Genomic DNA, 24,094 nt, shown 5'->3' on the forward strand with positions numbered 1-24,094 from the left:
ACATGCGAGTAATGAAAGTCTTATGCCCTGAATGCGGTGGCGCGGCCATTATCCGGAAAACCAACCGTAAACACCGGCAAATTTCAGATTTATATTGCGCCTGTAATGATGTGGAATGTGGTCACACTTTCGTGATGAATGTGACCTTTTCACATACCATTAGCCCCAGCGCCAAAACCGGGGATAAACTGATTAAAACCGTTGTCGATTCAATGAATCCACAGCAGCGGCAAATGATGCTTAACCTATTGCAAGGTAGCGCATCAGCCGCCTGACTACTGGCCTCCAATATGGAGGCCTTTTTGTTGCTGCTTATCCAGTTCAATGGTCAATGCGGTAGTCATTTCGGCAATCCAAACTAATGCCAAATCCCTGTCCTCTTCATTGCACTGGTTATTCGTGACCAACCTTGCAACCAAATCAATACGCTGCAACGCTAAAGATTCAAAAAATAAATCCGTCACGACTCCCTCCACTCATTATGTTTATACTGTGTTTATATACAGTATAATAAAATTAAGAAAATAGGAAACAGCTAACTGCCTGTTTCCTCAGAATTTCATGAGCGAAATCAATTCCAGCCCGGCCAGCGCTGGTGTTCTGGCCGTGGGGCTACTTCTTCTAACCGACCATTATTTAGCCTTACTGAGCGGTCACCGTAAACTTTCAGGCTGCTGCCCCGTTCCAGTATCGCTATTTCTTGCTCATCACCAACAAAACCCCGACTGCGTAATTCCTGCGTTAATCGTTGCCGGTACTCCGGCGTACAGTTATTGACAGAACTCCTAGCGGCGGCGTTGCCGCCAGAAAAAGCCAAACCCCCGGCCTGCGCTGCGCTTTCGGCCAACTTCGGCACAATCTGCCACTTAACCAAACGGGTGCAGACAGCGGAGTCCTCCCCCAGTAACGGCGAATAGATACCCAAAACCCGTTTAACGTCTTCGGCGTAGATATTGCCCATTTCGGTGATTTCATATGACAGGCGCACGGTCAAACAATCCCGGCTCACCATCGGCCCGCCCTGAAACTCGGTGTAGGCGTACCAGTTGCCCACATCCGCAGCAAAGCGCACATTATCCATATCCTGATCCGGTAGTATTTGTCCGTCTCCGGGCAAGCGGCGTAACTCGCGCCAGACAGTGACCGGCGCACCACCGATTTGCTGAAACTGCCGGATACGCCAACGGCTAGCCCATGCGGTAACGGCTTTGGCCATCTCTCGCGCATTACCGCCCGTCTCACCGTCTGCTTCTTCGTCGAGCGCGTAACCGTCGATATTCTTTGAGATATATTTAGCGATATAGCCGGTTGCACTTCCCTTAGCTGGATTAATGGGTTCAGCATGGAAACGGGCTTTCAGTGCTTCGGGGCTTTGTAACGTTTCTGAATCTTCCAGCCGGGCGTAATAGCAGAGAATGTCACGCACCTGATCAATGTCTTGCGGCAACATAAACAGCAACACATGCCAGTGTGGGGTGCCATCGTGATGCGGCTCTACCACCCGAAAGCCAAAGACGTTAATCCCGGCACGGGCAATAGCGGCGCGAGATTTGGCCCATACGCTGCATAAGTATTTTTGTGTCTGCCGTGGGCTGGCCCCATTCCAGTTGGTGACAAAGCCGCCACCGTGATACACCGCATGATATTTAGACGGCGCGGTGATGGTGTAGAACTCCCCAACGCAGCCCATTTCATTGGCTAAATCTTCAAAACCTCGCATTCTGACCATCAGTTCACATCTCCGTATTGCGGGATTGGCGTTGCTGCCGTTCACCATGTCTTCTAACGAAACCCGTTCGCCGTCCTGATTTTCCAGTTCAAACGCTTTGAAAAACTCCCGGTTACGCCGTTTTTGCTCTATCCATTCGGCCATGGTTGACCGGCTGACATAGGCTGACGCTGATTTCTGTACTTGCCCCACCGCAATGGCCATATGTTCACGGCGCACATCGCGCAGGCGTTTTAAACGCACACGCCACCAATCCGGCGACATCATGCGCAGCAGGCCAGATTCAAGTTTGCGCGGGTTGATTTTCTTGCGGCTGGAAGTAAATTCCCGCCAGTACGGCGGTTCAGTTCCCACTTGTTTGCATAAACCAACAAGGCATCTGTATGCCCGCTGGGTGCGCTTCCAAAGTTCTGTTGGGTCGCTGCTCTGCCCGGTGAAATTGCGTTCGATATAGTCGGTAAAACTCTCAGACATAAAATCAGCCACCCGGTGGGACAGGTTGCGTAACTCATCCCGGCCAAACGATGGCAGGCGTTCTAAATCATCAGCAAAAGGCCACGGCAAAAAACCGGGCGCTTTAATGACTGGCTGATACTGGCGATTAACCATCTGTAGACGTGGCAATACATTCTCGCCCACCGTAGTGCGTAAGAATGTATTGGCATGGCGACGGCCTTTTGATTGGTACAGGTTGGAGTATCGATCACCAAAATAACGAGCCAGAAATTGGGGCATCCCGCCTAAATACTGGCTGCGCCATTGATGGTCGGTAGGGTTCTGAACAAAGAGTTCATCTTCGGTGATACTGATATCTTGCGGGCGGCGCGGCCCCTCTGGCTCCCGGCTGAACTCACCATTAAAAGGTAAAGACAGGGATAAAATATCCCCGTCCATAAAGTCATTTACCGGGCGCTGAATGGTGGCGGTCATTCGCTCCAGACCCGCCCACGACTCATGTTTTCCGCAACCTGCCGCAGTAACTCGACAATCTCAGTTGAAGACATTCCCTGATTAGCAATGTCAGTGGCTAACCGGTCAAAATGGCCAGATAACTTAACAAGGGTATCTATTCGGGCCTCTTTTCTGGCTATCAGCAAAGCATGTTCGCGGGAGTCAGCCGCGGCCCGATTACTCATTTCCTGCCCTACTGTTTTGTGCATATGCATGTTGTTTGCTCCGAATTTAAGTAATAAAAATCCCCGGCCACTGATGGGAGGCCGTTGGTATTTATGGTTTTGGGTTAATTAATGCAGTTGTTTGGTAGTGCTGGCTGACGCACAAGAGTGGTTGATTTGCGTCAAGCCGTGGATCTCAATGGTTCTATTCCACCAGTTATTAATCATGCAGGTTAAAGAACCTAACCCCAGCCAACCGGACATATGATAAATGGCGCGAATAGAGGCCAGCGCTTCGACCTGATCACTATTTGATTCAGCCTCACGGTATGCCCGGCACCAAAATGCAGCATGAGCAGAAAACCATTGGTGTGGGTTGGTCAGATGAATGGTGTCATTAAACATAATTGGCTGTAATTCGACGCTGTTACCCGCCAAACGACATTTACCCAAGAAGAATTGCGCGTAATTATGGGCCACGCCCCAATGGCTAAAATCGTCTAACAGGCCGTTTCTATCTACTGATATTGCTTTCATAGTGTTCCCTTAATTATCGGTGTAATGCATATTGGCCATCGATTGGGCTGCAATCATTTCCGGGCCGTAAGTCTTGATAGGGGCCGGTTGATTGGGCAACTTCCCGCTACATTTGCTTTCTTTTACAAAATCCAACGAACCTACTTGGCCGAACGTATCCACCAACACCCGTAATCGCTGAATTCCCCGCTGTAACTGGTGTAATTCTTCACGGGAAAAATCATCCCACATATACCGGCAGTGCTCTGATTTCATACCTGCGGAGTGGAGTAAAATTCCCCGGTGCTGTGCCGGGAGTTTTTCCCATATCACCCTTGCCCGGCTGTGACTACCGGTCACTTTGTTACGGACAATAGCCAACCATTTACTGTTATTGGCTGACATGGTTACCCCCTTAAGCCCATCAAACGAAACCACCACCGGCGGCGCTTGGCCTGCTGTAGCTTATTAAAAATGAATTCACTAACACATGGTGACCAGCGGCGACCATCTGGTAACTCAAGCCAGCCATGAGAATCTGAGGCCAATTGAGGTGTTGGTGATTGGCGTTTTAGATATCTGATAAAAATCTGCATATCACCCTTATATATCCATGAAATAATTGACGGGATTTGTCGTTACTCCTGACCGTGATATTCTGGTGATTCCACTCGACCAAAATAAGGAAATCTAATGAGTAACAAGGCCATACCTGTAATCATTCCTGCGGAATTGGAATACCGTGAACATAACCACCTAGCTTGTTTGCGCTTCCACTACCACTTAGAAGACCCATCTCAAGTACCACAAGCGGGTGAGCTGTTTACTGGTCTAACTCTCGAACAGGCTGTAGATACCGTTCAGTTTCTACAGGAGTACATTCAACGTGCTCGTCTAGCCTCTGGTTACATTCAAGGTGGGAACAAACCGAATTAACTTTTTTTCCATGCTCTGAATACCGACGACGAAATACGTTTTGCGTGTTTTCGTCGTTTTTATTTAATTTTTCCATCCCAAAACTTCCTACATAACGTTAGGTAAGATGGCATTCACTACATCAACAGCAGCGACCATCATCGGCGTGGATTGGAAACGAGCATCAACCGATACAACAATCAGCGACAGGTCACGAATGGCCTGATTCGCACGGTCAAGAATGGCGTTTCTACGGGATTGCGTCATAGGCCCGGCTGTTACGGTTTCACCGGCAATTGCGCCGATTGCCGCCGTAGCGCTCAGGGTATGAACAGGTAAATTTGCGGGATTGGCTTCATTAACCGGTACCGCTGGTAAACATTGCAGTTGAGACAGCAAGCCATCTAACAGCGTTGGATCTTCGGTAATGTCAGTGAGCGTCAACAGTTCGATGCAGCTCAACTGGTGTGGCTGGTCAGGGTTAAGTTTGTTACGCAGCATTTGCGGCTTCATACCTATTTGCTCTGCAACCGCCGTTAAATTGTTGTTCCGGGCAAAAGCACGGCATGACATATCAAAGCGCGGGTGTTTAGAAAGCTGGAAATCAAACATGGTCGATACCCTCCCAATAACGCAATATCGAACTAGGCGATTGCAATATCACAATTCGAGAGAGCATCTACGGTGAGTGCGGCCATGTTGATCATGACTTTTTCGCGCTTCATATCTTTACGCAGGCGGTGACGCACCAGACGACCATCAGCAAGCATTGCTCTAATGGTGTCTGAATCTAAGCCCGTTAATTCACTATATTTCTCTACTGTGACATGGGGGGTCAGAAGAGTGATTGAAATGTTAGGTCTCATAGTGCAACATCTCCGATTGGCTTGTGGTGAGCCGTAATAAGTAGTTTTTAACAGTTGTGATTCCCAAAACGAACTCACGAATGCACTTTAAGTTCGCTTTAGGAATCTGTCAATGGATTTTGTTCGTTGAGGCGTACTTTATGGATTTCAAAAGCGGAGGGCGTAAAGCAATTGACCGTCTGATTGAGGCCTATGGCTTCACTACACGGCAGGCTTTATGTGATCATTTAGGGGTTTCAAAAAGTACCCTCGCGACCCGATATATGCGGGATATATTCCCTGCGGAATGGATTATTCAAGGTGCACTTGAAACCGGTGTTTCCCTATCATGGTTAACAACCGGTGAAGGTGTGATGTTTGAAAACGCCAAACTGAACGATGTTGTACAAATTCCGCGCAAAAAATTATTGGATGGAAAACTCTACGACTCGAATTTTTATATGTTCGATAAGGCATTCTTGCCTGACGGATTAAAAGACCCGGTTGTTATCCTTGATGGTGATGTCACCTATATTGCTGATCGCCAGTTCGATGAAGTTCAGGATGGTAAATGGGTTGTTGATATAGAGGGAACAATCAGCGTTAGAGATATTATTCGTATTCCCGGTGGCAAAGTGCGAGTTGAGGGCGGGAAGTTTGCATTTGATTGTAATTTAGTCGATATCATCGTAGTAGGAATTATAAAAACAATTAAATTTAATTTATAATTAAACTCTGGATAACTGACCATGATTGTAGGCTTAATAATAAGGAATTTTAAGACTTTCAAAAATCAGCATTACATCCCGATATCTCTTGATGGGAGGCTAAGCTGGTTCATTGGAGAGAATGGTGTTGGTAAGAGTACAATACTCTGTGCTCTAGACGCTTTGCTTAACAACAGTGACATCAATAAATTAGATGTAAATAATGAAGTCAGAAGTCAAGGATATGATACTAGAGAACCGTTTATTGTTCCTATATTCTTAATCGACAAAGAAAAAATAAAAGGTACTTCTAGCGTTTCTAAAACACTAGAAATAATCAGCAATATTACATGGCAGATAGAATCCGAGGATTTCAAACTACTTCAAAGACCTATTGCAGAGAAATTTGTCGCACATCGAGGTAAATTATCTAAATATTATAACGACAAAACTCATTACTTAATTCCTTTAGGATTTACAAAAGAAAGACCAAGTGACATGCCTATTCCTTATATGTCATTCTTTGGTTCTATTGATGATTATGAAGAACAGTTAGAATCATCATTCGAACCAACAAATACCTCTTGGCAAAAAAAATACAATCATAAAGATACGTTATCTAAAACATTGCAATCAATAAAAGAATTATATAATTACATATATCTCCCAGCAGAGATAACTGTTGATAGTTATTCAAAACTAGAGGGTGAACTCTTACAATCACTATTAGGTGAGGACATTCAGCAAAAAATAAGTAAAGTAATTAAAAAAAGTGATATAACCGAAATCAATCGATATTTAAATACTTTCATTGAAGATGTGTCAAAGATTTTAGATGGAAATTATCAATTTAAAAAACCATCACAAAGACAAAGTCAGTTTACGCAACGTCATATGATAATAAAAATTATAGAGTCATATTTCAGCGATAAAGTTTTACACTTCCGAGATGGAAACAAAAAAGAAGTTCCAGCATATAATCTAAGCTCTGGTGAAAAAAGGCGGGCATTATTAGATTTAGCAACTGCATTTTTAAAAGCTAATCCTAAAAAAGCCCAGTTACAGACCATTTTTGCAATTGATGAGCCAGAACTATCATTACATGCTACTGCATGTTTTAAGCAATTTGAAAAAATAAGACATATAAGTGAATTAGGAGTTCAAACCTTAGTTACAACGCACTGGTATGGTTTTTTACCTGTTGTAGGTGATGGAACAGCAGTGTACATATCGCCAAATCAAACACATATATCACCATTGAATTTAAAGTATTTTCGAGAAGAGTCGATAAGATTAGTCACTGAATCAAATGGTTCATATTTAGATACTTTAGAGGTTAAAAGTAATTATGATTTAGTTCAGTCGATCATTTCATCGATCACGTCAGGGAACAGTTATAATTGGTTAATATGTGAAGGACGGACCGATAAAAAATACCTTCAGGCTCATTTAAAAAATGAAAATATAAGTAATTTAATTGTTCTGCCTGTAAGTGGCTGTATAGTATTAAAAAAAATATTCAATTATCTTCTTTTGGCACTAGAAGATAGAAAGAAAACAATTTCTGGTAAAGTCTACTGCCTTATGGATACAGACATTCAATATGATAAGTTTGATGCTAATGACTCCATCCCAAAAATAACATTAAGGCGAATACTTTATGATGGTGATGCAAATAAAATACATTTAGTAAAAGCGTCTGATAGTAAAGTTAGCCCCGCAACAGAAATTGAGGATACTCTTGATGCATTGTTATTCGCACGTACACTCATTAAATTAAAAAATGAAAATGAAATAGATTTTGATTTTATTAAAAAAGGAATGGAATATTATCCCGGCCCATCATTTAATGCATTCGAAATCACCCCAACTCAAAAGAAAAAAATAGCTGATTTCTTTTCAAGGCCAGGGATGAAAGATGTCTTTTGTGACACATATATCTCGTTGTTAGAAAACGCCAATGATGATCCTGATATAAGTACACCCGAATGGCTAAAAGAAATAATACAATTCTTTAAAAAGTGAAAAATTTCTATTGTTTAACTATAAACAAACAAACATTGACCACTGTCTATCCATACAGTTAAATACCCCCTTTATCTTCCAAGGGGGTTCTCAATGTCAGTACGCAAACAACCAACAGGCCAATGGTTATGTGAGTGCTACCCGGCAGGCCGTACAGGTCGCCGGGTAAGAAAAATGTTTGCGACTAAAGGTGAAGCCTTAGCCTTTGAACGTTACACCATGGATCAGGTGAGCAATAAGCCTTGGTTAGGAGATGCACCAGACCGACGTACATTAAGCGAGGTTGCCGAACTTTGGTACAACCTGCATGGTCGTTCTCTGGAAGCCGGTGAAAAGGTTTATAAGAAACTGAAATTGATAGTTGCTGCGCTAGGTAATCCCCCCGCTCACAGTTTGAGTGGCAAAGATTTTGCTCACTATCGTTCTAAGCGTTTGTCTGGCGAAATTTACTTTTCTGAGAAATGGAAGAAAGGTGCAAAACCGGTTACCGTGAATCTAGAACAAAGTTTTTTGAGCGGTATGTTTAGCGAGTTGGCCAGATTAGGTGAATGGAACCTACCGAACCCATTAGACAATCTGCGCAAGTATGCCGTGGCAGAAAAAGAGATGGCGTGGCTCACTCATGAGCAGATTAAAACACTATTGGCCGCATGTAGTTTTGGCCGGGCAGATTTGCCTATGGTAGTTAAAGTTTGCCTCAGTACCGGGGCGCGATGGAATGAAGCGGAAAAACTCACCCGCTCACAAGTCAGCCCGCACAAAATTACCTTTGTCAGAACCAAAGGCAAAAAGAACCGCAGTGTGCCAATCAGCAAAGAACTTCATGACGAGTTAATCGCGTTAGAGGGAGACCGACTTTTTAGTGAATGCTATTTTCGCTTTATGGCCGCAATCAACACCACAGATATTAAGCTACCCGCTGGCCAGCTCACACATGTTTTGCGCCATACGTTTGCCGCTCACTTTATGATGTCCGGGGGTAACATTCTGGTATTGCAACGTATCCTTGGTCACAGTGATATTCAAATGACAATGCGTTATGCTCACTTTGCGCCAGAACACTTAGAAACCGCAGTGCAGTTCAACCCGCTAACCACCATGAAAGCTGGCGACAAAGTGGCGGCGGAGGTTACCCTTCCCTAGTATTTACTACCCCTCAATAACTAACCAACTCATTGTATTTATTGTATATTGTTGTTTTATATAGAGTAATGAGACTATCGGGTTTTTTCTTGTCTGGAATTTGAGTCCCCCATTCTCATCGCCCTTAAGGCTTTCTTAAGACGAAATTATTACAGTACGACCACCACTACTTCTGCTCCGGGCTATTTTGTGAAGACCAATAAACCCGCCTCTCTATCTGACGCCATTACATCGACATTAAATAATACCTCAACAACACTAACAATTAGGACAAACTCCCTTTACTCGCTGCCGTTATCCTTTTATTTTTGGCAGGCTTTTGCATTTTTGATCAGTGGATTACTGTTTCTTTGGTTATCCCGCAACGCACAGCTGGATTGGCTTATCAGTAATTATTGGTTTGATCCCGCCTCACAACATTTTCCATGGGAAAATAATTATTGGCTGGATTTACTGAACCATCGGTTATTGAAAATCACCATTATCAGTGCTGCCATCATCACATTGCTATGGGGCATTTATCGCCGCAATGGGCGCTTAGTGGCCGCGATGTTGTTATTTGGCGTCGGCCCGCTGGTGATAGGGATTCTAAAAGCTACCAGCGCGCATTCATGCCCTTGGGATCTTGTGGAGTATGGCGGTAAATCCCTCAGCTATCTGCTGATGGGGACTGCTCCGATCGGTGCTGGCCCTGGTCACTGTTTCCCTGGCGGCCATGCATCCAGTGGTTTTGCAGTAATGGCATTGTTTTTCTTGTTTTACCCCGAGCGTCCACAGTGGGCTTTATTGTGTTGGTTCGCCGGTGTGAGTCTTGGCATGTTAATGGGTTTTGGGCAAATCATGCGCGGAGCGCATTTTCTTAGCCATAACTTGTGGGCAGGTTGGTGGGTTTGGCTTAGTCAGTTGGCTGTGTATTGGATGATAAGCGGTTATTACAACCGTGCTAAGGGTATAGAATGATTGAACAAATGAATTACTTTTTCTTTTCCATGATAAATGCGACTCCAGCATCATCACCATGGATGATTTCTTTTGCGACTTTTATCGCACGCGATTTGATTATGATTATCCCCATATCATTGGTGGGATTGTGGTTATGGGGGCCGAAAAGCGCCATGGATTCACAGCGAGCCTTAGTGACCAAAACCGCCATCGCACTGGCTTTTTCTATGCTTTCAGCCGCTTGCATCGGGATGCTTATTCCTCATGACCGGCCTTTTGTCGTCGGTTTTGGCTATAATTTTCTGATCCATGCACCTGATAGCTCTTTCCCCAGTGATCACGGCACCGCTATTTTCACTTTTGCTCTCGCCTTTGTGTTCTGGCACAAACTGTGGTCCGCTATCAGCATGATGATTATCGCCGCTGCGATTGCATGGTCACGTATTTATTTGGGTGTGCATTGGCCATTAGATATGGTGGGTGGATTTTTACTGGGAATTGTCGGCTGCCTGTTCGCACAGTTGGTGTGGAACTTGTTCGGCGAGGCTATTTCAGATGGGCTGAAGCGCATTTATTATGTAATTTTTGCCTTGCCTATCCGCAGAGGATGGGTCAGAAGCTAATACCTCGCGTTATTCATCTCACATTGCCAGCAGCTTAAATGCTGGCAATGTCGCCAAACATCATGATTAAAAACAATCAATTATATCCATCCCAATATATTCACGCACTAGCTAGCCACTCAGAAATGTAATTTAAATAACAAAATAAAATCAAAAATAGCTAATAATGTGAGAATGGCTTTGTTTTTTACTGTAAATGTTACTATTATAACAAAAGAGCCAACTTACAGACGAATAAAGGATAATAATCATGACGATCAATTACGCTAATTATATTGACCATACCCTATTGGCAATGGATGCCACTGAAGAACAAATTATTAAACTGTGTGAAGAAGCTAAACAGCACCATTTTTATGCTGTATGTGTTAACTCTGGGTATGTTCCGGTCGTGGCTCAGCAGTTAGCGGGCACTGCGGTTAAAGTGTGCTCAGTCATTGGGTTCCCACTGGGTGCTGGTCTGACCGAAGCAAAAGCTTTTGAAGCTCAGGCGGCCATCAAAGCTGGCGCACAAGAAATTGATATGGTTATCAATGTTGGCTGGTTGAAAAGTGGCAAAATTGCCGAAGTTAAAGCCGACATCAAGGCGGTGCGAGATAATTGCGCCTCCACACCGTTGAAAGTAATATTAGAAACTTGTCTGCTCAGTGATGCACAAATCGTACAAGTTTGTGAAATGTGCCGTGAGCTTGATGTCGCCTTTGTTAAAACCTCAACAGGTTTCAGCACCGGCGGCGCTAAAGAAGACCATGTCAAATTGATGCGCGCCACAGTAGGCCCAGTAATGGGTGTTAAAGCCTCCGGCGCGGTGCGTGATCGCGCTACAGCAGAAACAATGATTAAAGCGGGAGCGACACGAATTGGCACCAGCTCTGGTGTGGCAATCGTCTCAGGCCAGCAAGCATCTGCATCAAGCTACTAACTTAGTATATCTCTAATAGATTTCAAGGTGCTGACACGCGGCAGTCAATAAGCGGGCAACTTGGAGGATGATGGATATCAAGCCCGGTTATTGCCGGGCTTATTTATTGGCTATGTACTGTATTTGTCATGCACTGTCTGGCACTCTTTGCTTTACATTTAATGGTCTTGAAAATAACTCGTCAGGGAAAGCTTATGGAAACTCGCCGTGCAGAACGTATCAATAAACTTAGTCAGGCCCTTAAGCGTTCCGACAAAATCCATCTGAAAGACGCCGCTAATCTGCTGCATGTTTCAGAAATGACGATTCGGCGGGATCTGAGTGCTGAACCCACCTCCGTCATTTTACTCGGTGGTTATGTGGTGATGGACCCTAAGAGCAATAATGCCAATAACTACTTTGTCTCTGACCAGCAAGCCAAACAAGTCGAAGAAAAACGCCGAATCGGCCAGTTGGCGGCACCTCTTATCGTGGAAAATGACACCGTTTTTTTCGATTGTGGCACCACAATTCCTTCGATAATCGACGAGATAGATGAAGAGCTGCATTTTACTGCCATCTGCTATTCCCTCAATACGTTCCTGTCCCTACAAGATAAACCTAATTGCAAAGTGATTTTATGTGGTGGTGAATTCAAACCTAATAACTACATTTTCACACCTATCAGCCAGCATAATGAGCTGGATAATGCTTGCCCGAACAAAGCGTTTATCTCTGCGGCTGGTATTTCCATTGAGTATGGCGCCACCTGTTTCAACTTCGACGAAATCCTGGTAAAGCACCGAGCCATTGCCAAATCTCAGCATAAAATCCTGGTGGCTGACCACAGTAAGTTTGGCAAAATAAAACCCGCCAGTATCGGCGCATTAACACTGTTTGACTCTGTCGTGACCAACCGCCAACCTAATAGTGAATTTAGTCAGTTTTTTTTACAGCATAATATCAAAACCTACTGTTAGGCTTGATATTGCAGCAAAATCTTAACCGCTTAAATACCGGGTGGGCAGTCCTACCCGTACATTTCTCAGCTAAAAATTGAATTATATTTAATCAAAATAACCATTTTTTAATTATGGTTATAAGTCATTTTTACTTATAATATTTTTAAAACGCAATTCCATTGTAGAATTAATATCCGCTAATATTTTAATTTAAGGTAAATTAATTTAACATTTGGCGTTATTTTAATACGATCGAGTAAAAGAATAGCGTTATCTTATTGTCAGACAAATAACCCGCTGCCATTTTTTATATGACAAATAAACCATAAAATGCCAATAGTCACCCTCTGACTTATTCTGCCGAACAATGAGATATATTGTTATATTCTTATTTCCTTGCTTATATCACCATCAACTTCAGTTGCCCGCACGAATCAAAAATAAAATATAAAAACAATAAATATCAATAAGTTAGTTTAATTTGATTATTTTAAATTAATGACATTCATCAATAAATCAGTGAAAAACCTGATTTTCACTAGATTCACAAGCGTGGTTAAAATATATTGCCCACCAAGAAAGAGGGGATGAAAAAAATAGTTGCTTGTTTATTGCTCAATAAGAAAAGTGCGTTTTAATTACTCTTATTGATAACTTGCAAACATTTACTTAACAATCAGTTGTAAATTCGCAACAAATTACATAGGGCGAGTTTATTGAGCATTTGCGAGCATGATCACGGTAGTTTTCACTACAAATCGCTATCTTGCCGCCAGCAAAAACTACTGTTCCTCTCAGAACAACAAAAATAGCCGATGAAGCGAATTTACTCACTTAAAATCGGTTAAATCTTGCACTTTAACGTTTAGGCTTAAATCACGACTACGACACCAAGTAATAACCAGGGCACCCATTTTAAACAAATCGTTTTGACTGAATTTTTTGCCTGATAGTGTCGCTAAATAAGGCATTACAGGAACTTAACTTTCGGCTCTTAATTTTAAATTAACGTGTTCACATTGGAGATTTTTCATGGACACTACTCAAGCGGGCACCATTGCCTCCACGGGAAAAACTTCATCAAGCACATGGCGTAAAAGTGACACCATGTGGATGCTGGGTCTGTACGGTACAGCTATCGGTGCGGGCGTTTTGTTCCTGCCAATCAATGCCGGTATCGGCGGCCTGCTGCCGCTAATTGTTATGGCGATCATTGCTTTCCCGATGACATTTTATGCACACCGCGGCCTGTGCCGTTTCGTGCTGTCAGGTAAAAATCCCGGTGAAGACATCACTGAAGTGGTTGAAGAACATTTTGGTCAAGGCGCCGGTAAGCTGATTACTCTGCTTTACTTCTTCGCTATCTATCCAATTTTATTGGTCTACAGTGTTGCGATTACCAACACCGTTGATAGCTTTATTACCCACCAGATGCATCTGCCATCACCACCACGCGCCATTCTGTCGCTGATCCTTATCATCGGCCTGATGACTATCGTGCGTTTTGGTGAGCACGCCATTGTGAAAGCAATGAGTATTCTAGTCTTCCCGTTTGTTGCGGTATTGATGCTGCTGGCTGTTTACCTGATCCCTAACTGGTCAAGTGCAATTTTTGAGCATGTATCCATTGATGGCAACGGCACCGGTAGCGGCCTGTGGATGACACTGTGGCTGGTCATTCCGGTGATGGTGTTCTCATTCAACCACTCCCCAATTATCTCCGCCTTTGCTGTAGCAAAACGCGAAGAATATGGTGTTGATGCTGAGAAAAAATGCTCCCGCATTTTAGCTTTTGCTCACATCATGATGGTTGTTACCGTCATGTTCTTCGTGTTCAGTTGTGTCCTGAGCTTGTCTCCAGCGGACTTAGCAGAAGCGAAAAGCCAAAACATCTCCATTTTGTCTTACCTGGCTAACCACTTTAATACCCCAATGATTGCCTACATGGCACCGGTCATTGCCTTTATCGCTATCACCAAATCTTTCCTGGGCCACTATCTGGGTGCACGTGAAGGCTTCAATGGCATGATGATCAAATCTCTGCGCAGCAAAGGCAAAGAAATCAATCATGACAAACTGAACCGCATTACTGCAATATTCATGTTGGTCACCACCTGGATCGTAGCAACCATGAACCCAAGTATTCTGGGCATGATTGAAACCTTGGGCGGCCCAATCATCGCGATGCTGTTGTTCCTGATGCCAATGTACGCCATCCATAAAGTTCCAGCGATGCGCAAATACAGCGGTAAAGTCAGTAACGTATTCGTCGTCATCATGGGCCTTATTGCTATCTCTGCAATCTTGTTCAGCCTGTTCGGTAAATGATACTGACGCTGGCCAACCTCCACGGCCAGCGAATTATCGTCCACTGATAATTGTTTCAAAAGCCGGTGCGTCCGCATCGGCTCTCTATTCCACGGCAATGTACACCCCAAATAATTCGAGTTGCAGGAAGGCGGCTACTGAGTAAATCCCGATGAGTTGACGCCAGTCAATGATTTTGGGGAGCGAAGACTGCCAACACACATGCAGCTTGAAGTATGACGGGGGTAAATAATTTAATAATTAGAACCTTTAAGAGGCTAATATATGGTCAGCGTTTTTGACATTTTCAAGATTGGTATTGGTCCTTCCAGCTCTCATACCGTCGGCCCGATGAAGGCTGGCAAGCTGTTTACCGATGATTTAATCACACTGGGGCATCTTTCTGCCGTCACCCGAATCACTGTTGATGTTTACGGCTCTTTGTCTCTGACCGGTAAAGGCCACCATACTGATATCGCCATTATTATGGGTCTGGCGGGGAATTTGCCCGATACTGTTGATATTGATGCTATTCCGGGGTTTATCCGTGATGTAGCAGCACGCGAGCGTCTGTTGCTGGCCAATGGCAGCCACGAAGTTGATTTCCTGGCAAACGGCGGGATGAACTTCCATGAAACCAACTTGCCGTTGCATGAAAATGGCATGTCCATCAGCGCACACGCGGGTGATGAATGTCTTTTCAGCAAAACCTATTACTCCATCGGCGGCGGATTTATTGTCGATGAAGCTCATTTTGGTCAGCAAGACAGTAACGCGGTGGCTGTACCCTACCCATTCAATTCTGCCCGTGATTTGCAAAAGCATTGTAAAGATACCGGTTTATCTTTATCTGGCTTAGTGATGAAAAATGAGCTGGCGCTGCACAGTAAAGCCGAGATAAGCGCGCACTTTGCTGCCATTTGGGATGTCATGCAGGCCGGTATTGAACGCGGTATTAATACTGAAGGGTTATTGCCCGGCCCAATGAGAGTCCCGCGTCGTGCTGCTGCATTGCGCCGTATGCTGGTCACCACAGACAAACATAATGCCGACCCGATGATGGTTGTCGATTGGATCAATATGTATGCCTTGGCCGTCAATGAAGAAAATGCCGCGGGTGGGCGCGTAGTAACAGCACCGACTAACGGGGCTTGCGGGATTATCCCGGCGGTACTGGCTTACTACGATAAATTCATTCGCCCAGTGAATGAGAATTCCTACAGTCGCTATTTCCTGGTTTCAGGTGTTATTGGTGCGTTGTATAAAATGAACGCATCCATTTCTGGCGCTGAAGTGGGTTGCCAAGGAGAAGTCGGGGTGGCCTGTTCCATGGCTGCCGCGGGTCTGGCTGAATTGATGGGCGGTAGCCCGGCTCAAGTCTGTATCGCGGCTGAAATCGCCATGGAGCACAGCTTGGGGCTGACTTGCGACCCGGTGGCTGGGCAAGTTCAGGTGCCATGCATTGAGCGTAACGCAATTTCCGCCGTGCAAGCCGTCAACTCGGCGCGTATGGCATTGCGCCGCACCAGTGAGCCAAGTGTCTGTCTGGATAAAGTCATCGAAACGATGTATGAAACCGGCAAAGATATGAACTCAAAATACCGTGAAACCTCCCGTGGTGGTTTGGCCATCAAGGTTGTAGCCTGTAACTGATTTCTCTGAAAAATCATAAAAAGGGCGGCTTGATAGCTGCCCTCTCTCTTATTAATCAATAATTTAAAAGACTAGCTAAACAACTGGCTGATTTTCATCATCACAAAATCCCAGATGCGGCTGAAGAACCCGCCCTCTTTGACTTCGTTTAATACCACCAGCGGGCGCTGATCAATAGTTTGCCCATTCAGTTGGAAATCAATAGTCCCGACCACTTGATGCTTCGCCAATGGCGCGCGCAATTCTGTTTCATTCAGCTTATAACTGGCTTTCAGATTTTTCATCTGCCCTTTTGGGATGGTGATGGCGGCATCCTCGGCCACACCCAGCTCAGCCTGCCCGGTGTCACCAAACCAGACTTTCTGCGTCACAAAAGGTTTCGTGGCCTTAATCGGCACCACGGTTTCATAGAAACGGAAGCCCCAAGTCAGCAGTTTCTCACTTTCACTGAAACGTACTCGATCACTGGGTGCGCCGAGCACGACAGAAATCAACCGCATCGGCCCGTCGGTCGCTGAAGCTACCAGATTATGTCCGGCACCGGTGGTAAAACCGGTTTTCATACCATCGACGTTAATATTTGTGTTCCATAACAGCCGATTACGGTTTATCTGCCGAATTTTATTAAAGGTAAATTCTTTCTCTTTATGTAGGGCATATTCGTCCGGAACATCACGAATGAGCGCCTGCCCCAATACCGCCATATCATGCGCGGTACTGTACTGCCCCGGAGCATCCAGGCCATGCACTGTCATAAAATTGGTATTATTCAGGCCGAGCGCTTTGGCGTACTTATTCATCAAGCCAACAAAACTGTCCTGGCTACCGGCAATATAATCAGCCAGCGCAATGCTGGCATCATTACCAGACTGAATAACAATGCCTTTATTCAAATCGGACAATTTCACTTGATCGCCCGGTTTCAAAAACATCAATGAGGAGCCGCGTAATGCCGGGTTACCCGTGGCCCAGGCATCTTTACCGACAGTCACTAAATCATCCGGATGCACTTTACCCGCTTTAATCGCCTGCCCAATCACATAGCTGGACATGATTTTTGTCAGGCTGGCCGGGTCAAGGCGCTGGTCACTGTTCCCCTCAGCCAGCACTTTTCCGCTATTGTAATCCATCAATACATAGGCTTTAGCCTCTATTGTAGGCGGCACCGGAGAGTCAGCTGCATGTGCATAAGGCAGTGCCAAGAGCAATAAACCAGCACTGAAAGTCAGCTTTTTTAGCTTGAACGGGAGGATAAATTTCATCATGAGGTGGCCAGAGTATCCTTGCAAGTAATCGGAAATAAGTGGTATTTCCAGAAAAAACCACTGTCCAATTAGCGAAACAGTCACGTTTTTTAACTGACACCGAAATAATAGCTTAGCCATATTCCAGTCCCTTTTCTAAATTTATCCCATTGCCACCCCAATTGGGCATAGTTTTACGTTTTGTTTTGTAAAGACGCTGTTTTCACTCAATATTGATGGCTATACGGCTAACCATCTTCCCGTCTGAACGCTCCGACATCTAAGCACCTAAACGTCTAAAAACTCACTAACATATTCCAAAAAGGAATATAGATGGGTTATTTGTTCTTTTTAGTGCGTAAGCCGCTAGCGCTATTATCCCCTCAAGCTTGTTAACCAAACTCATTCTGTTAACTCAATTTTTACTGGAGTCAATAATGGCTATCCCGCGCTCGGTGCTTGATCTTATCGGCCACACCCCCCTTTTGGAACTGACCCGCTTTGATACCGGCCCGTGCCAATTATTTGTGAAGTTAGAAAACCAAAACCCCGGTGGTTCGATTAAAGACCGGGTCGCACTCTCGATGATTGAACAGGCAGAAAAAGAGGGTTTGCTACAACCGGGCGGCACCATTATTGAAGCCACTGCGGGGAATACTGGCCTTGGGCTAGCATTGGTCGCCGCGCTAAAAGGCTACAAGCTGGTATTGGTGGTGCCGGATAAAATGAGCCAAGAGAAAATTTTCCATCTGCGGGCATTAGGTGCGCAAGTGCTGCTGACCCGCTCCGATGTGGGCAAAGGGCATCCGGCTTACTATCAGGATTATGCTCTGCGCTTGGCGCAGGAAACACCGGGTTCTTTCTATATTGACCAGTTCAATAATCCGGCCAACCCTGCGGCGCACCGCACCTCAACTGGCCCGGAACTGTGGCAGCAAATGGGCGAACACATTGATGCCATTGTGGTGGGCGTCGGCTCCAGCGGCACCCTGAGTGGCCTCAGCCACTATTTCTCCGAGGTTTCACCCGCGACTGAATTTGTACTGGCAGACCCCGCCGGCTCCATTTTAGCGGATTTTGTCGACAGCGATCATATTGGCGATGCCGGTAGTTGGCTGGTCGAGGGGATTGGCGAGGACTTTATCCCGCCACTGAGTAACTTCTCGCAGGTAAAAAAAACCTACAGCATTGATGATGCAGAAGCTTTTAGCACCGCGCGCACCCTGTTACGCGAAGAAGGGGTATTGGCGGGTTCTTCAACCGGCACCTTGCTGGCGGCGGCATTGCGCTATTGCCGCGAGCAAACCACGCCAAAACGGGTAGTCACCTTTGTGTGTGACAGTGGCAATAAATACCTGTCCAAAATGTTCAATGATTACTGGCTGTTGGAACAAGGATTGCTGAGTAAACCTCAGTTGGGTGATTTGCGCGATTACATCACTTATAGCCATGAGGATGGGGCGACGATTTCGGTCTCGCCGCAAGACACACTGGCTGTTGCTCACGCGCGGATGCGCCTCTATGACATCTCCCAGTTACCCGTATTAGATGGCGAAAAGGTCGTCGGGCTGATTGACGAATGGGATTTACTGAATGCGGTACAAGCCGATGCTTCCCATTTCAAATACCCCGTCAGCAGCGCAATGACTCGTCAGGTCAATACATTACAAAAAGAGGCCGATTATCAGTCTCTGTTGACAACCTTTAATGACGGTCATGTGGCGGTAGTCCTGGATGGCGAGCGATTCCTCGGCCTGATTACTCGCACTGATGTTTTGAATACCTGGCGTCAAAAGCTGGCTTAATTCTCTCTTATTAAGGATTTTTATCATGGCAAAGTTCGATACCCTAACCGTCCATGCCGGTTATACTCCAGATAGTACCGGTGCAGTGATGCCCGCGATTTACGCGACATCCACTTTCGCGCAACCCGCCCCCGGCGAGCATACTGGGTATGAATATTCCCGCAGTGGCAACCCTACTCGTACCGCGCTGGAAAAGGCGATCGCAGAATTGGAAGGCGGCATTCGTGGTTATGCCTTTGCCTCCGGTCTGGCCGCCTGCTCAACTGTGCTGGAACTGCTGGATCAAGGCAGCCATATCATTGCTGTGGATGATTTATACGGCGGCACCTACCGCCTGCTGGAGAAAGTACGCAGCCGCACCGCCGGTTTGCGGGTAACTTATGTCTCTCCTGCGGACACCGCCGCATTGGAACAAGCCATTCTGCCTGATACCAAAATGATCTGGGTGGAGACGCCAACTAACCCATTGTTAAAACTGGCGGATCTGGCTGCCATTGCCGCTATTGCTAAAAAACATCAACTGATTAGTGTGGCCGATAATACCTTTGCCTCTCCTTATATTCAGCGCCCGCTAGATTTAGGATTTGATATTGTGGTGCATTCAGCCACCAAATACCTTAATGGCCACTCCGATGTTGTTGCCGGTGTCGCCGCCGTAGGGAATAATCCTGAACTGGCAGAGCAATTGGGCTTTTTACACAATGCGGTTGGCGGGATTTTAGACCCTTTCAGTAGCTTCCTGACATTACGCGGTTTGCGCACTTTGGCTTTGCGCATGGCGCGACATAATGAGAGCGCACAGCGCATCGCCGAATGGCTAGAGCAACAGCCACAGGTGGAAAATGTGTATTATCCGGGGCTGAAAAGTCACCCGCAACACGCGCTGGCCGCCAAACAGATGGCCGGTTTTGGTGGCATGATTTCGGTGCGATTGAAAGGCGATGATGAGTTTGCTCGCGCCGTCATTAAGCGCTCACATTTGTTTACTCTGGCTGAAAGTCTTGGCGGCGTCGAAAGCTTAATCAGCCAACCCTATAGCATGACCCATGCATCAATCCCACTGGAAACCCGCTTAAAACACGGAATTACTCCGCAACTCTTGCGTTTATCCGTCGGGATTGAAGATACCGAAGATTTGATTGCAGACTTAGGACAAGCGCTGAATGGCTAAGGTTTAATAAGACAAATACGGTAGGAATGGCAATATTCCTACCGTAAGTCAACAGTACCAGCGCTAAGCCGTACGTTGCCACACATGGCCGCGCTCTTCAAAAATTAATCTTTCCATAGATTGTTGTACTTCAGAATCCACCAATATGCGCAAGAAATGCCCCACATCACTGGTTTCCTCAATAGATTCCGCATAAAGCGCCCGCAAAGCGACATCTGCTGTTCTTGGCAAACTGGTTCGTCCCTTCTCCCAACGGGCAACTGTTTGTACATCCACGCCAAGTAATGTCGCGAGTGCTTTTTGAGACATATTCATTTCAATCCGTATAAATCGGATTTCATCAGCAACTAATGGATTACAGCGATTGACCAATACTCTGCCAATAAGGCGATGCAAACCATCCACATCATCAATACTGGTAAACTGCTCACCATCAATAACGTCATAGTGATAACCATTAGCCAACCACACTGTGGTTAATCCACTTTCCGTGTAGTGATACATGACTTTCTCTCCCTTACTTAATCATCACCGTAATAACATACACAGCGGGTATATCCTCATGCCGTTTCAGTACAGCAACGACTTCAAGCACATCCCCAGCAGCAATACCTTGCAGGTTGAACTTCCAATCGCCAGCCGCAGTTTGGTGCGGCACTTCAGTAAACCGACTGTGCTTGCTGGCAAACACATGTAAAATTTGTCTCAGTGTTACGCGCCGTTCAGACATCCTTTGTTTAGCATGTGTGCTCATACGAATGCGGCCAGTATGATTCATCGCCAAATCATTCACTATTTTACGCGCTGAAATAGAGCTAAGCGGGAATTCTCTGATAGAAATTCCCTGATAGCGCGAAGGTGTATTAGATTCCATTCAATTACCCCTCTCTTCTGTACCTATCATTTTGATAGGTTAAAGGGAGGGCGTCAAGAACAGACAGAGAGGAGAGGAGAAGAAAAGAAAAGAAAAGAGAAGAATGTGGTGTTCGTCGGAAAAGAGCCGATATTTAGCGCCGATGAGCTAATGACCGAACCCACCTATCACCCAGACTTTGTACGCCTTGCACTAAAATAACTAATATCACTAACGTTGCGACCATCACTTCATTATTAAATCGCTGATAACCATAACGAATAGCCAAGTCTCCCAAACCGCCGCCGCCAATAACACCGGCCATGGATGAGAACCCCACCAGCATCACCACGGTTAATGTCACCCCGGCTAATAAAGCGGGCAAAGCTTCCGGCAATAACACTTTTTGGATTACATGCCACGCGGACCCTCCCATAGATAAAATGGCCTCAATCCGCCCTTTATCAACTTCATCCAACGCCGTTTCGACCACTCGAGCAAAAAATGGAATGGCCCCCAAAGTGATAGGCACGATGGCTGCGGTGCTGCCTAATGTAGTGCCGATAATCCAACGAGTAATAGGAATGAGCGCAATAAGCAATACCACAAAAGGCATTGAGCGCCCCAGATTCACAATGGCACCGACCAATGTATTCACGCGGGGAGCCGGTAGCACCCCATTAGGGCGCGAAACAAATAATAAGACCCCCAATGGCAAGCCAATCAGTACCGTGAAAAAGGTGGCCACCACCACCATATAAATGGTTTCACCGGTCGCATTGACCACCAACTCCAACAGATCCTGCCAACTCATGCCGCTTTTCATATCAGTTCAGCCCTCACACCACGCTCATTCAGGAATTGTAAGACTTCCGTTAAATTCAACCCGCCGTCTGGGTGGCTGAAATCAACTTGCAAGCGCCCGACCCGCTGGCCGCCGATGGATTCGACCCCACCTCCCAGTAGGGTGACTCCGACCGCATGAAGCTGGGCTAATTCACTGAGTACCGGCGAGGCCGATAGCGTATCAAAGAATGTCAGCTCCGCCACCGGAGTCCCGGATAATGATGCTGGGCCGCGCGCAGGCAGCAATGCCCGCCCTAAACGGGAATGAGGAGAAGACAGTAAATCCGCGATCGCGCCGGTTTCGACTACCCGCCCACGTTCCAATAAGGCGGCGGTATTACAGATAGATTTCACTACATCCAACTCATGGGTAATCAACACGATGGTTAACCCCAACTGGCGATTGATATCACTGAGCAACGCCAATATCGAGGCAGTGGTTTCTGGGTCCAATGCACTGGTGGCTTCATCCGATAATAAATAGGCCGGTTTGGCCGCCAGCGCTCGGGCGATCCCAACCCGCTGTTTTTGCCCGCCCGATAATTGCGAGGGAAAAGCCTGGGCTTTATCCGTTAATCCGACTAAATCCAGCAATTCTGCCACACGCTTTTGCCGTTGAACTTTCGGAATGCCCTTAATTTCCAGCCCAACAGCAATGTTGTCCCAGACATTACGTGAATGAAGTAAGTGGAAATTCTGGAAAATCATGCCGATATTCTGCCGTTGCAGGCGTAATTCGCGATCAGAAAGGGTGGTTAACTCGCGGCCATCCACTTGAATACGGCCCGAAGTGGGCCGTTCCAGTAAATTTAAGCAGCGGATTAAGGTACTTTTACCCGCCCCGCTGCGGCCAATAATACCGAACACCGAGCCGGTTGGGATCTCCAGCGAGACCTCCTCCAGAGCCACCATCGGCAGCCCCCCTTGTACATAGGTTTTACTCAGGCGTTCGATGCTAATCATGATTTAATGCCTGCCACTGGAATAACAGAACCGGCATATTTTTCAGTAATAAACTTCGCCACTTCCGGTGACTGTAAATCTTTCGCTAACTGTTTGATGCGCGGGTCATTTTCCAACCCGGGTGTTGTCACCAGAATATTCGCATAAGGGTTACCGGCCGCTTTCTCCAGCCCCAATGCATCTTTTGCCGGGTTTAACCCAGCTTCCAGTGCATAGTTACCATTAATCACAGCTAAATCAACATCATCCAGTGAGCGAGGGATCTGCGGTGATTCAATCTCCAGGATTTTCAGATTTTTGGGATTACTGGCGATATCCTTAGGCGTGGCCTGATGCTTAGCCGGGTCAGTAAAGCCCGGTTTTAAGGTAATCAAGCCCTGATCTTGCAATAAATAGAGCGCACGGCTGAGGTTAGTCACATTATTTGGCACCGCGACGGTGCCTTTATCCGGCACATCAGCAAAGGTTTTATGTTTATGAGAATAGACGCCCAGTGGCTCAACATGCACGGTAGCCGCTACAGCAAACTTCTGCCCTAGCGCTTGCTCTTGAGAGCGCAGATAAGGAACATGCTGGAAGTAATTAGCATCGACATCACCGTGCGCTAACAGCTCATTGGAGTTTACGCCATTGGGGATCTCAATGATTTTCAGATCCAACGATGGGTCAAGTTTTTGCACAAATTGCAGAATTTCTGCATGCGGTACCGGATCAGCCGCGACCCGCAGTGCCTCAGCAGCTTGCGCTGATAAAGTGAAAGTGGAGGCCAGAGCGGTCAATACTGCGGCGCGAACCAAGCCAGAAATGCGTGTTTTAGTCATGATAACCA

The 24,094-nt window shown here is 45.9% G+C and carries 27 protein-coding genes; 13 read left to right on the forward strand and 14 right to left on the reverse strand.

All coding sequences use genetic code 11. The annotated features are described in order from the left end of the window. Positions 1–2: 2 nt before the first annotated feature. The gene (locus OVO64_RS02145; RefSeq protein ID WP_004389556.1) at positions 3–275 is read left to right on the forward strand and encodes an ogr/Delta-like zinc finger family protein; all 273 of its coding nucleotides are present in this window, start codon (positions 3–5) and stop codon (positions 273–275) included. Here OVO64_RS02145 and OVO64_RS02150 read toward each other — a convergent pair whose 3' ends face one another. The 6 genes from OVO64_RS02150 to OVO64_RS02175 form a co-directional block, all read right to left on the reverse strand. After that, entirely contained in the window at positions 276–464 is a 189-nt protein-coding gene (locus tag OVO64_RS02150) for a hypothetical protein (protein WP_004389555.1), read from the reverse strand. A 107-nt stretch (positions 465–571) separates the two neighbouring features. Further along, positions 572–2,659 carry a replication endonuclease gene (locus tag OVO64_RS02155; RefSeq protein WP_267248591.1) on the reverse strand — a complete coding sequence of 696 codons (2,088 nt, stop codon included), beginning with the start codon at positions 2,657–2,659 and terminating at the stop codon, positions 572–574. Beyond that, positions 2,656–2,895: a DUF2732 family protein gene (locus OVO64_RS02160; RefSeq protein WP_050292014.1), complete on the reverse strand. Its 240-nt coding sequence runs from the start codon at positions 2,893–2,895 to the stop codon at positions 2,656–2,658. The genes OVO64_RS02155 and OVO64_RS02160 overlap by 4 nt, the downstream gene beginning before the upstream one ends. A 78-nt stretch (positions 2,896–2,973) precedes the next feature. After that, positions 2,974–3,381, reverse strand: a complete 408-nt coding sequence (locus OVO64_RS02165; protein ID WP_145509517.1) for a hypothetical protein — start codon at positions 3,379–3,381, stop codon at positions 2,974–2,976. Between the two features lie 9 nt (positions 3,382–3,390). Continuing rightward, positions 3,391–3,765: a hypothetical protein gene (locus OVO64_RS02170; protein ID WP_219641901.1), complete on the reverse strand. Its 375-nt coding sequence runs from the start codon at positions 3,763–3,765 to the stop codon at positions 3,391–3,393. A gap of 2 nt (positions 3,766–3,767) precedes the next feature. Continuing rightward, positions 3,768–3,956 carry a phage filamentation protein Fil family protein gene (locus tag OVO64_RS02175; protein ID WP_267248592.1) on the reverse strand — a complete coding sequence of 63 codons (189 nt, stop codon included), beginning with the start codon at positions 3,954–3,956 and terminating at the stop codon, positions 3,768–3,770. A 97-nt stretch (positions 3,957–4,053) separates the two neighbouring features. On the opposite strand from OVO64_RS02175, the gene OVO64_RS02180 reads away from it, so the two are divergent. Beyond that, the gene (locus OVO64_RS02180; RefSeq protein ID WP_145509514.1) at positions 4,054–4,296 is read left to right on the forward strand and encodes a hypothetical protein; all 243 of its coding nucleotides are present in this window, start codon (positions 4,054–4,056) and stop codon (positions 4,294–4,296) included. 87 nt (positions 4,297–4,383) lie between these two features. Here the strand turns inward: OVO64_RS02180 and OVO64_RS02185 are convergent, their stop codons facing one another. Both OVO64_RS02185 and OVO64_RS02190 read right to left on the reverse strand, forming a co-directional pair. Then, positions 4,384–4,887: a phage regulatory CII family protein gene (locus OVO64_RS02185; protein WP_267248593.1), complete on the reverse strand. Its 504-nt coding sequence runs from the start codon at positions 4,885–4,887 to the stop codon at positions 4,384–4,386. 32 nt (positions 4,888–4,919) lie between these two features. After that, positions 4,920–5,141 (reverse strand): hypothetical protein, encoded by a 222-nt coding sequence (locus tag OVO64_RS02190; protein WP_005171278.1) that lies wholly within the window; start codon positions 5,139–5,141, stop codon positions 4,920–4,922. Positions 5,142–5,281: 140 nt separating this feature from the next. Between OVO64_RS02190 and OVO64_RS02195 the strand changes: the two genes are divergently transcribed. The 9 genes from OVO64_RS02195 (at position 5,282) to OVO64_RS02235 (ending at position 16,383) form a co-directional block, all read left to right on the forward strand. Further along, entirely contained in the window at positions 5,282–5,848 is a 567-nt protein-coding gene (locus OVO64_RS02195) for a phage repressor protein CI (protein ID WP_267248594.1), read from the forward strand. Between the two features lie 21 nt (positions 5,849–5,869). Next, complete coding sequence (locus OVO64_RS02200; protein ID WP_267248595.1) at positions 5,870–7,852, forward strand: AAA family ATPase; 1,983 nt, start codon at positions 5,870–5,872, stop codon at positions 7,850–7,852. A gap of 93 nt (positions 7,853–7,945) precedes the next feature. Further along, positions 7,946–8,995 carry a tyrosine-type recombinase/integrase gene (locus OVO64_RS02205; protein ID WP_267248596.1) on the forward strand — a complete coding sequence of 350 codons (1,050 nt, stop codon included), beginning with the start codon at positions 7,946–7,948 and terminating at the stop codon, positions 8,993–8,995. A 288-nt stretch (positions 8,996–9,283) separates the two neighbouring features. Beyond that, positions 9,284–9,955, forward strand: coding sequence for a phosphatase PAP2 family protein (locus OVO64_RS02210; RefSeq protein WP_186368490.1), 672 nt, complete (start codon positions 9,284–9,286; stop codon positions 9,953–9,955). Further along, positions 9,955–10,560, forward strand: coding sequence for an undecaprenyl-diphosphate phosphatase (ybjG, locus tag OVO64_RS02215; RefSeq protein ID WP_186377445.1), 606 nt, complete (start codon positions 9,955–9,957; stop codon positions 10,558–10,560). Before OVO64_RS02210 ends, ybjG begins: the two co-directional genes overlap by 1 nt. Before the next feature lie 250 nt (positions 10,561–10,810). Then, a complete protein-coding gene (gene deoC, locus OVO64_RS02220) occupies positions 10,811–11,482 on the forward strand; it encodes a deoxyribose-phosphate aldolase (RefSeq protein WP_038632009.1) in 672 nt (223 codons plus the stop codon). A 194-nt stretch (positions 11,483–11,676) separates the two neighbouring features. Further along, complete coding sequence (gene deoR, locus OVO64_RS02225) at positions 11,677–12,441, forward strand: DNA-binding transcriptional repressor DeoR (RefSeq protein WP_038632007.1); 765 nt, start codon at positions 11,677–11,679, stop codon at positions 12,439–12,441. 1,014 nt (positions 12,442–13,455) lie between these two features. Beyond that, positions 13,456–14,751 (forward strand): HAAAP family serine/threonine permease, encoded by a 1,296-nt coding sequence (locus OVO64_RS02230; protein ID WP_038632005.1) that lies wholly within the window; start codon positions 13,456–13,458, stop codon positions 14,749–14,751. 264 nt (positions 14,752–15,015) lie between these two features. Beyond that, the gene (locus OVO64_RS02235) at positions 15,016–16,383 is read left to right on the forward strand and encodes an L-serine ammonia-lyase (RefSeq protein ID WP_145509669.1); all 1,368 of its coding nucleotides are present in this window, start codon (positions 15,016–15,018) and stop codon (positions 16,381–16,383) included. A gap of 71 nt (positions 16,384–16,454) precedes the next feature. Here OVO64_RS02235 and OVO64_RS02240 read toward each other — a convergent pair whose 3' ends face one another. Then, the gene (locus tag OVO64_RS02240; RefSeq protein ID WP_050291304.1) at positions 16,455–17,648 is read right to left on the reverse strand and encodes a serine hydrolase; all 1,194 of its coding nucleotides are present in this window, start codon (positions 17,646–17,648) and stop codon (positions 16,455–16,457) included. Between the two features lie 416 nt (positions 17,649–18,064). On the opposite strand from OVO64_RS02240, the gene OVO64_RS02245 reads away from it, so the two are divergent. Further along, complete coding sequence (locus tag OVO64_RS02245) at positions 18,065–19,432, forward strand: pyridoxal-phosphate dependent enzyme (protein ID WP_145586898.1); 1,368 nt, start codon at positions 18,065–18,067, stop codon at positions 19,430–19,432. 25 nt (positions 19,433–19,457) lie between these two features. Continuing rightward, a complete protein-coding gene (locus OVO64_RS02250; protein ID WP_038631997.1) occupies positions 19,458–20,603 on the forward strand; it encodes a trans-sulfuration enzyme family protein in 1,146 nt (381 codons plus the stop codon). A gap of 63 nt (positions 20,604–20,666) precedes the next feature. On the opposite strand, the gene OVO64_RS02255 is transcribed toward OVO64_RS02250, so the two are convergent. The 5 genes from OVO64_RS02255 to OVO64_RS02275 form a co-directional block, all read right to left on the reverse strand. Next, entirely contained in the window at positions 20,667–21,107 is a 441-nt protein-coding gene (locus tag OVO64_RS02255) for a helix-turn-helix domain-containing protein (protein ID WP_038631996.1), read from the reverse strand. Between the two features lie 13 nt (positions 21,108–21,120). Next, the gene (locus tag OVO64_RS02260) at positions 21,121–21,477 is read right to left on the reverse strand and encodes a DUF4258 domain-containing protein (RefSeq protein WP_038631994.1); all 357 of its coding nucleotides are present in this window, start codon (positions 21,475–21,477) and stop codon (positions 21,121–21,123) included. Positions 21,478–21,610: 133 nt separating this feature from the next. Beyond that, positions 21,611–22,282 (reverse strand): methionine ABC transporter permease, encoded by a 672-nt coding sequence (locus OVO64_RS02265; protein ID WP_038631992.1) that lies wholly within the window; start codon positions 22,280–22,282, stop codon positions 21,611–21,613. Continuing rightward, positions 22,279–23,265, reverse strand: a complete 987-nt coding sequence (locus OVO64_RS02270) for a methionine ABC transporter ATP-binding protein (protein ID WP_038631990.1) — start codon at positions 23,263–23,265, stop codon at positions 22,279–22,281. The genes OVO64_RS02265 and OVO64_RS02270 overlap by 4 nt, the downstream gene beginning before the upstream one ends. After that, positions 23,262–24,086, reverse strand: a complete 825-nt coding sequence (locus OVO64_RS02275; RefSeq protein ID WP_038631988.1) for a MetQ/NlpA family ABC transporter substrate-binding protein — start codon at positions 24,084–24,086, stop codon at positions 23,262–23,264. The genes OVO64_RS02270 and OVO64_RS02275 overlap by 4 nt, the downstream gene beginning before the upstream one ends. Between the last annotated feature and the right edge of the window lie 8 nt (positions 24,087–24,094).

The organism is Yersinia sp. Marseille-Q5920, assembly GCF_946902935.1.
Lineage (GTDB): Bacteria > Pseudomonadota > Gammaproteobacteria > Enterobacterales > Enterobacteriaceae > Yersinia > Yersinia rochesterensis.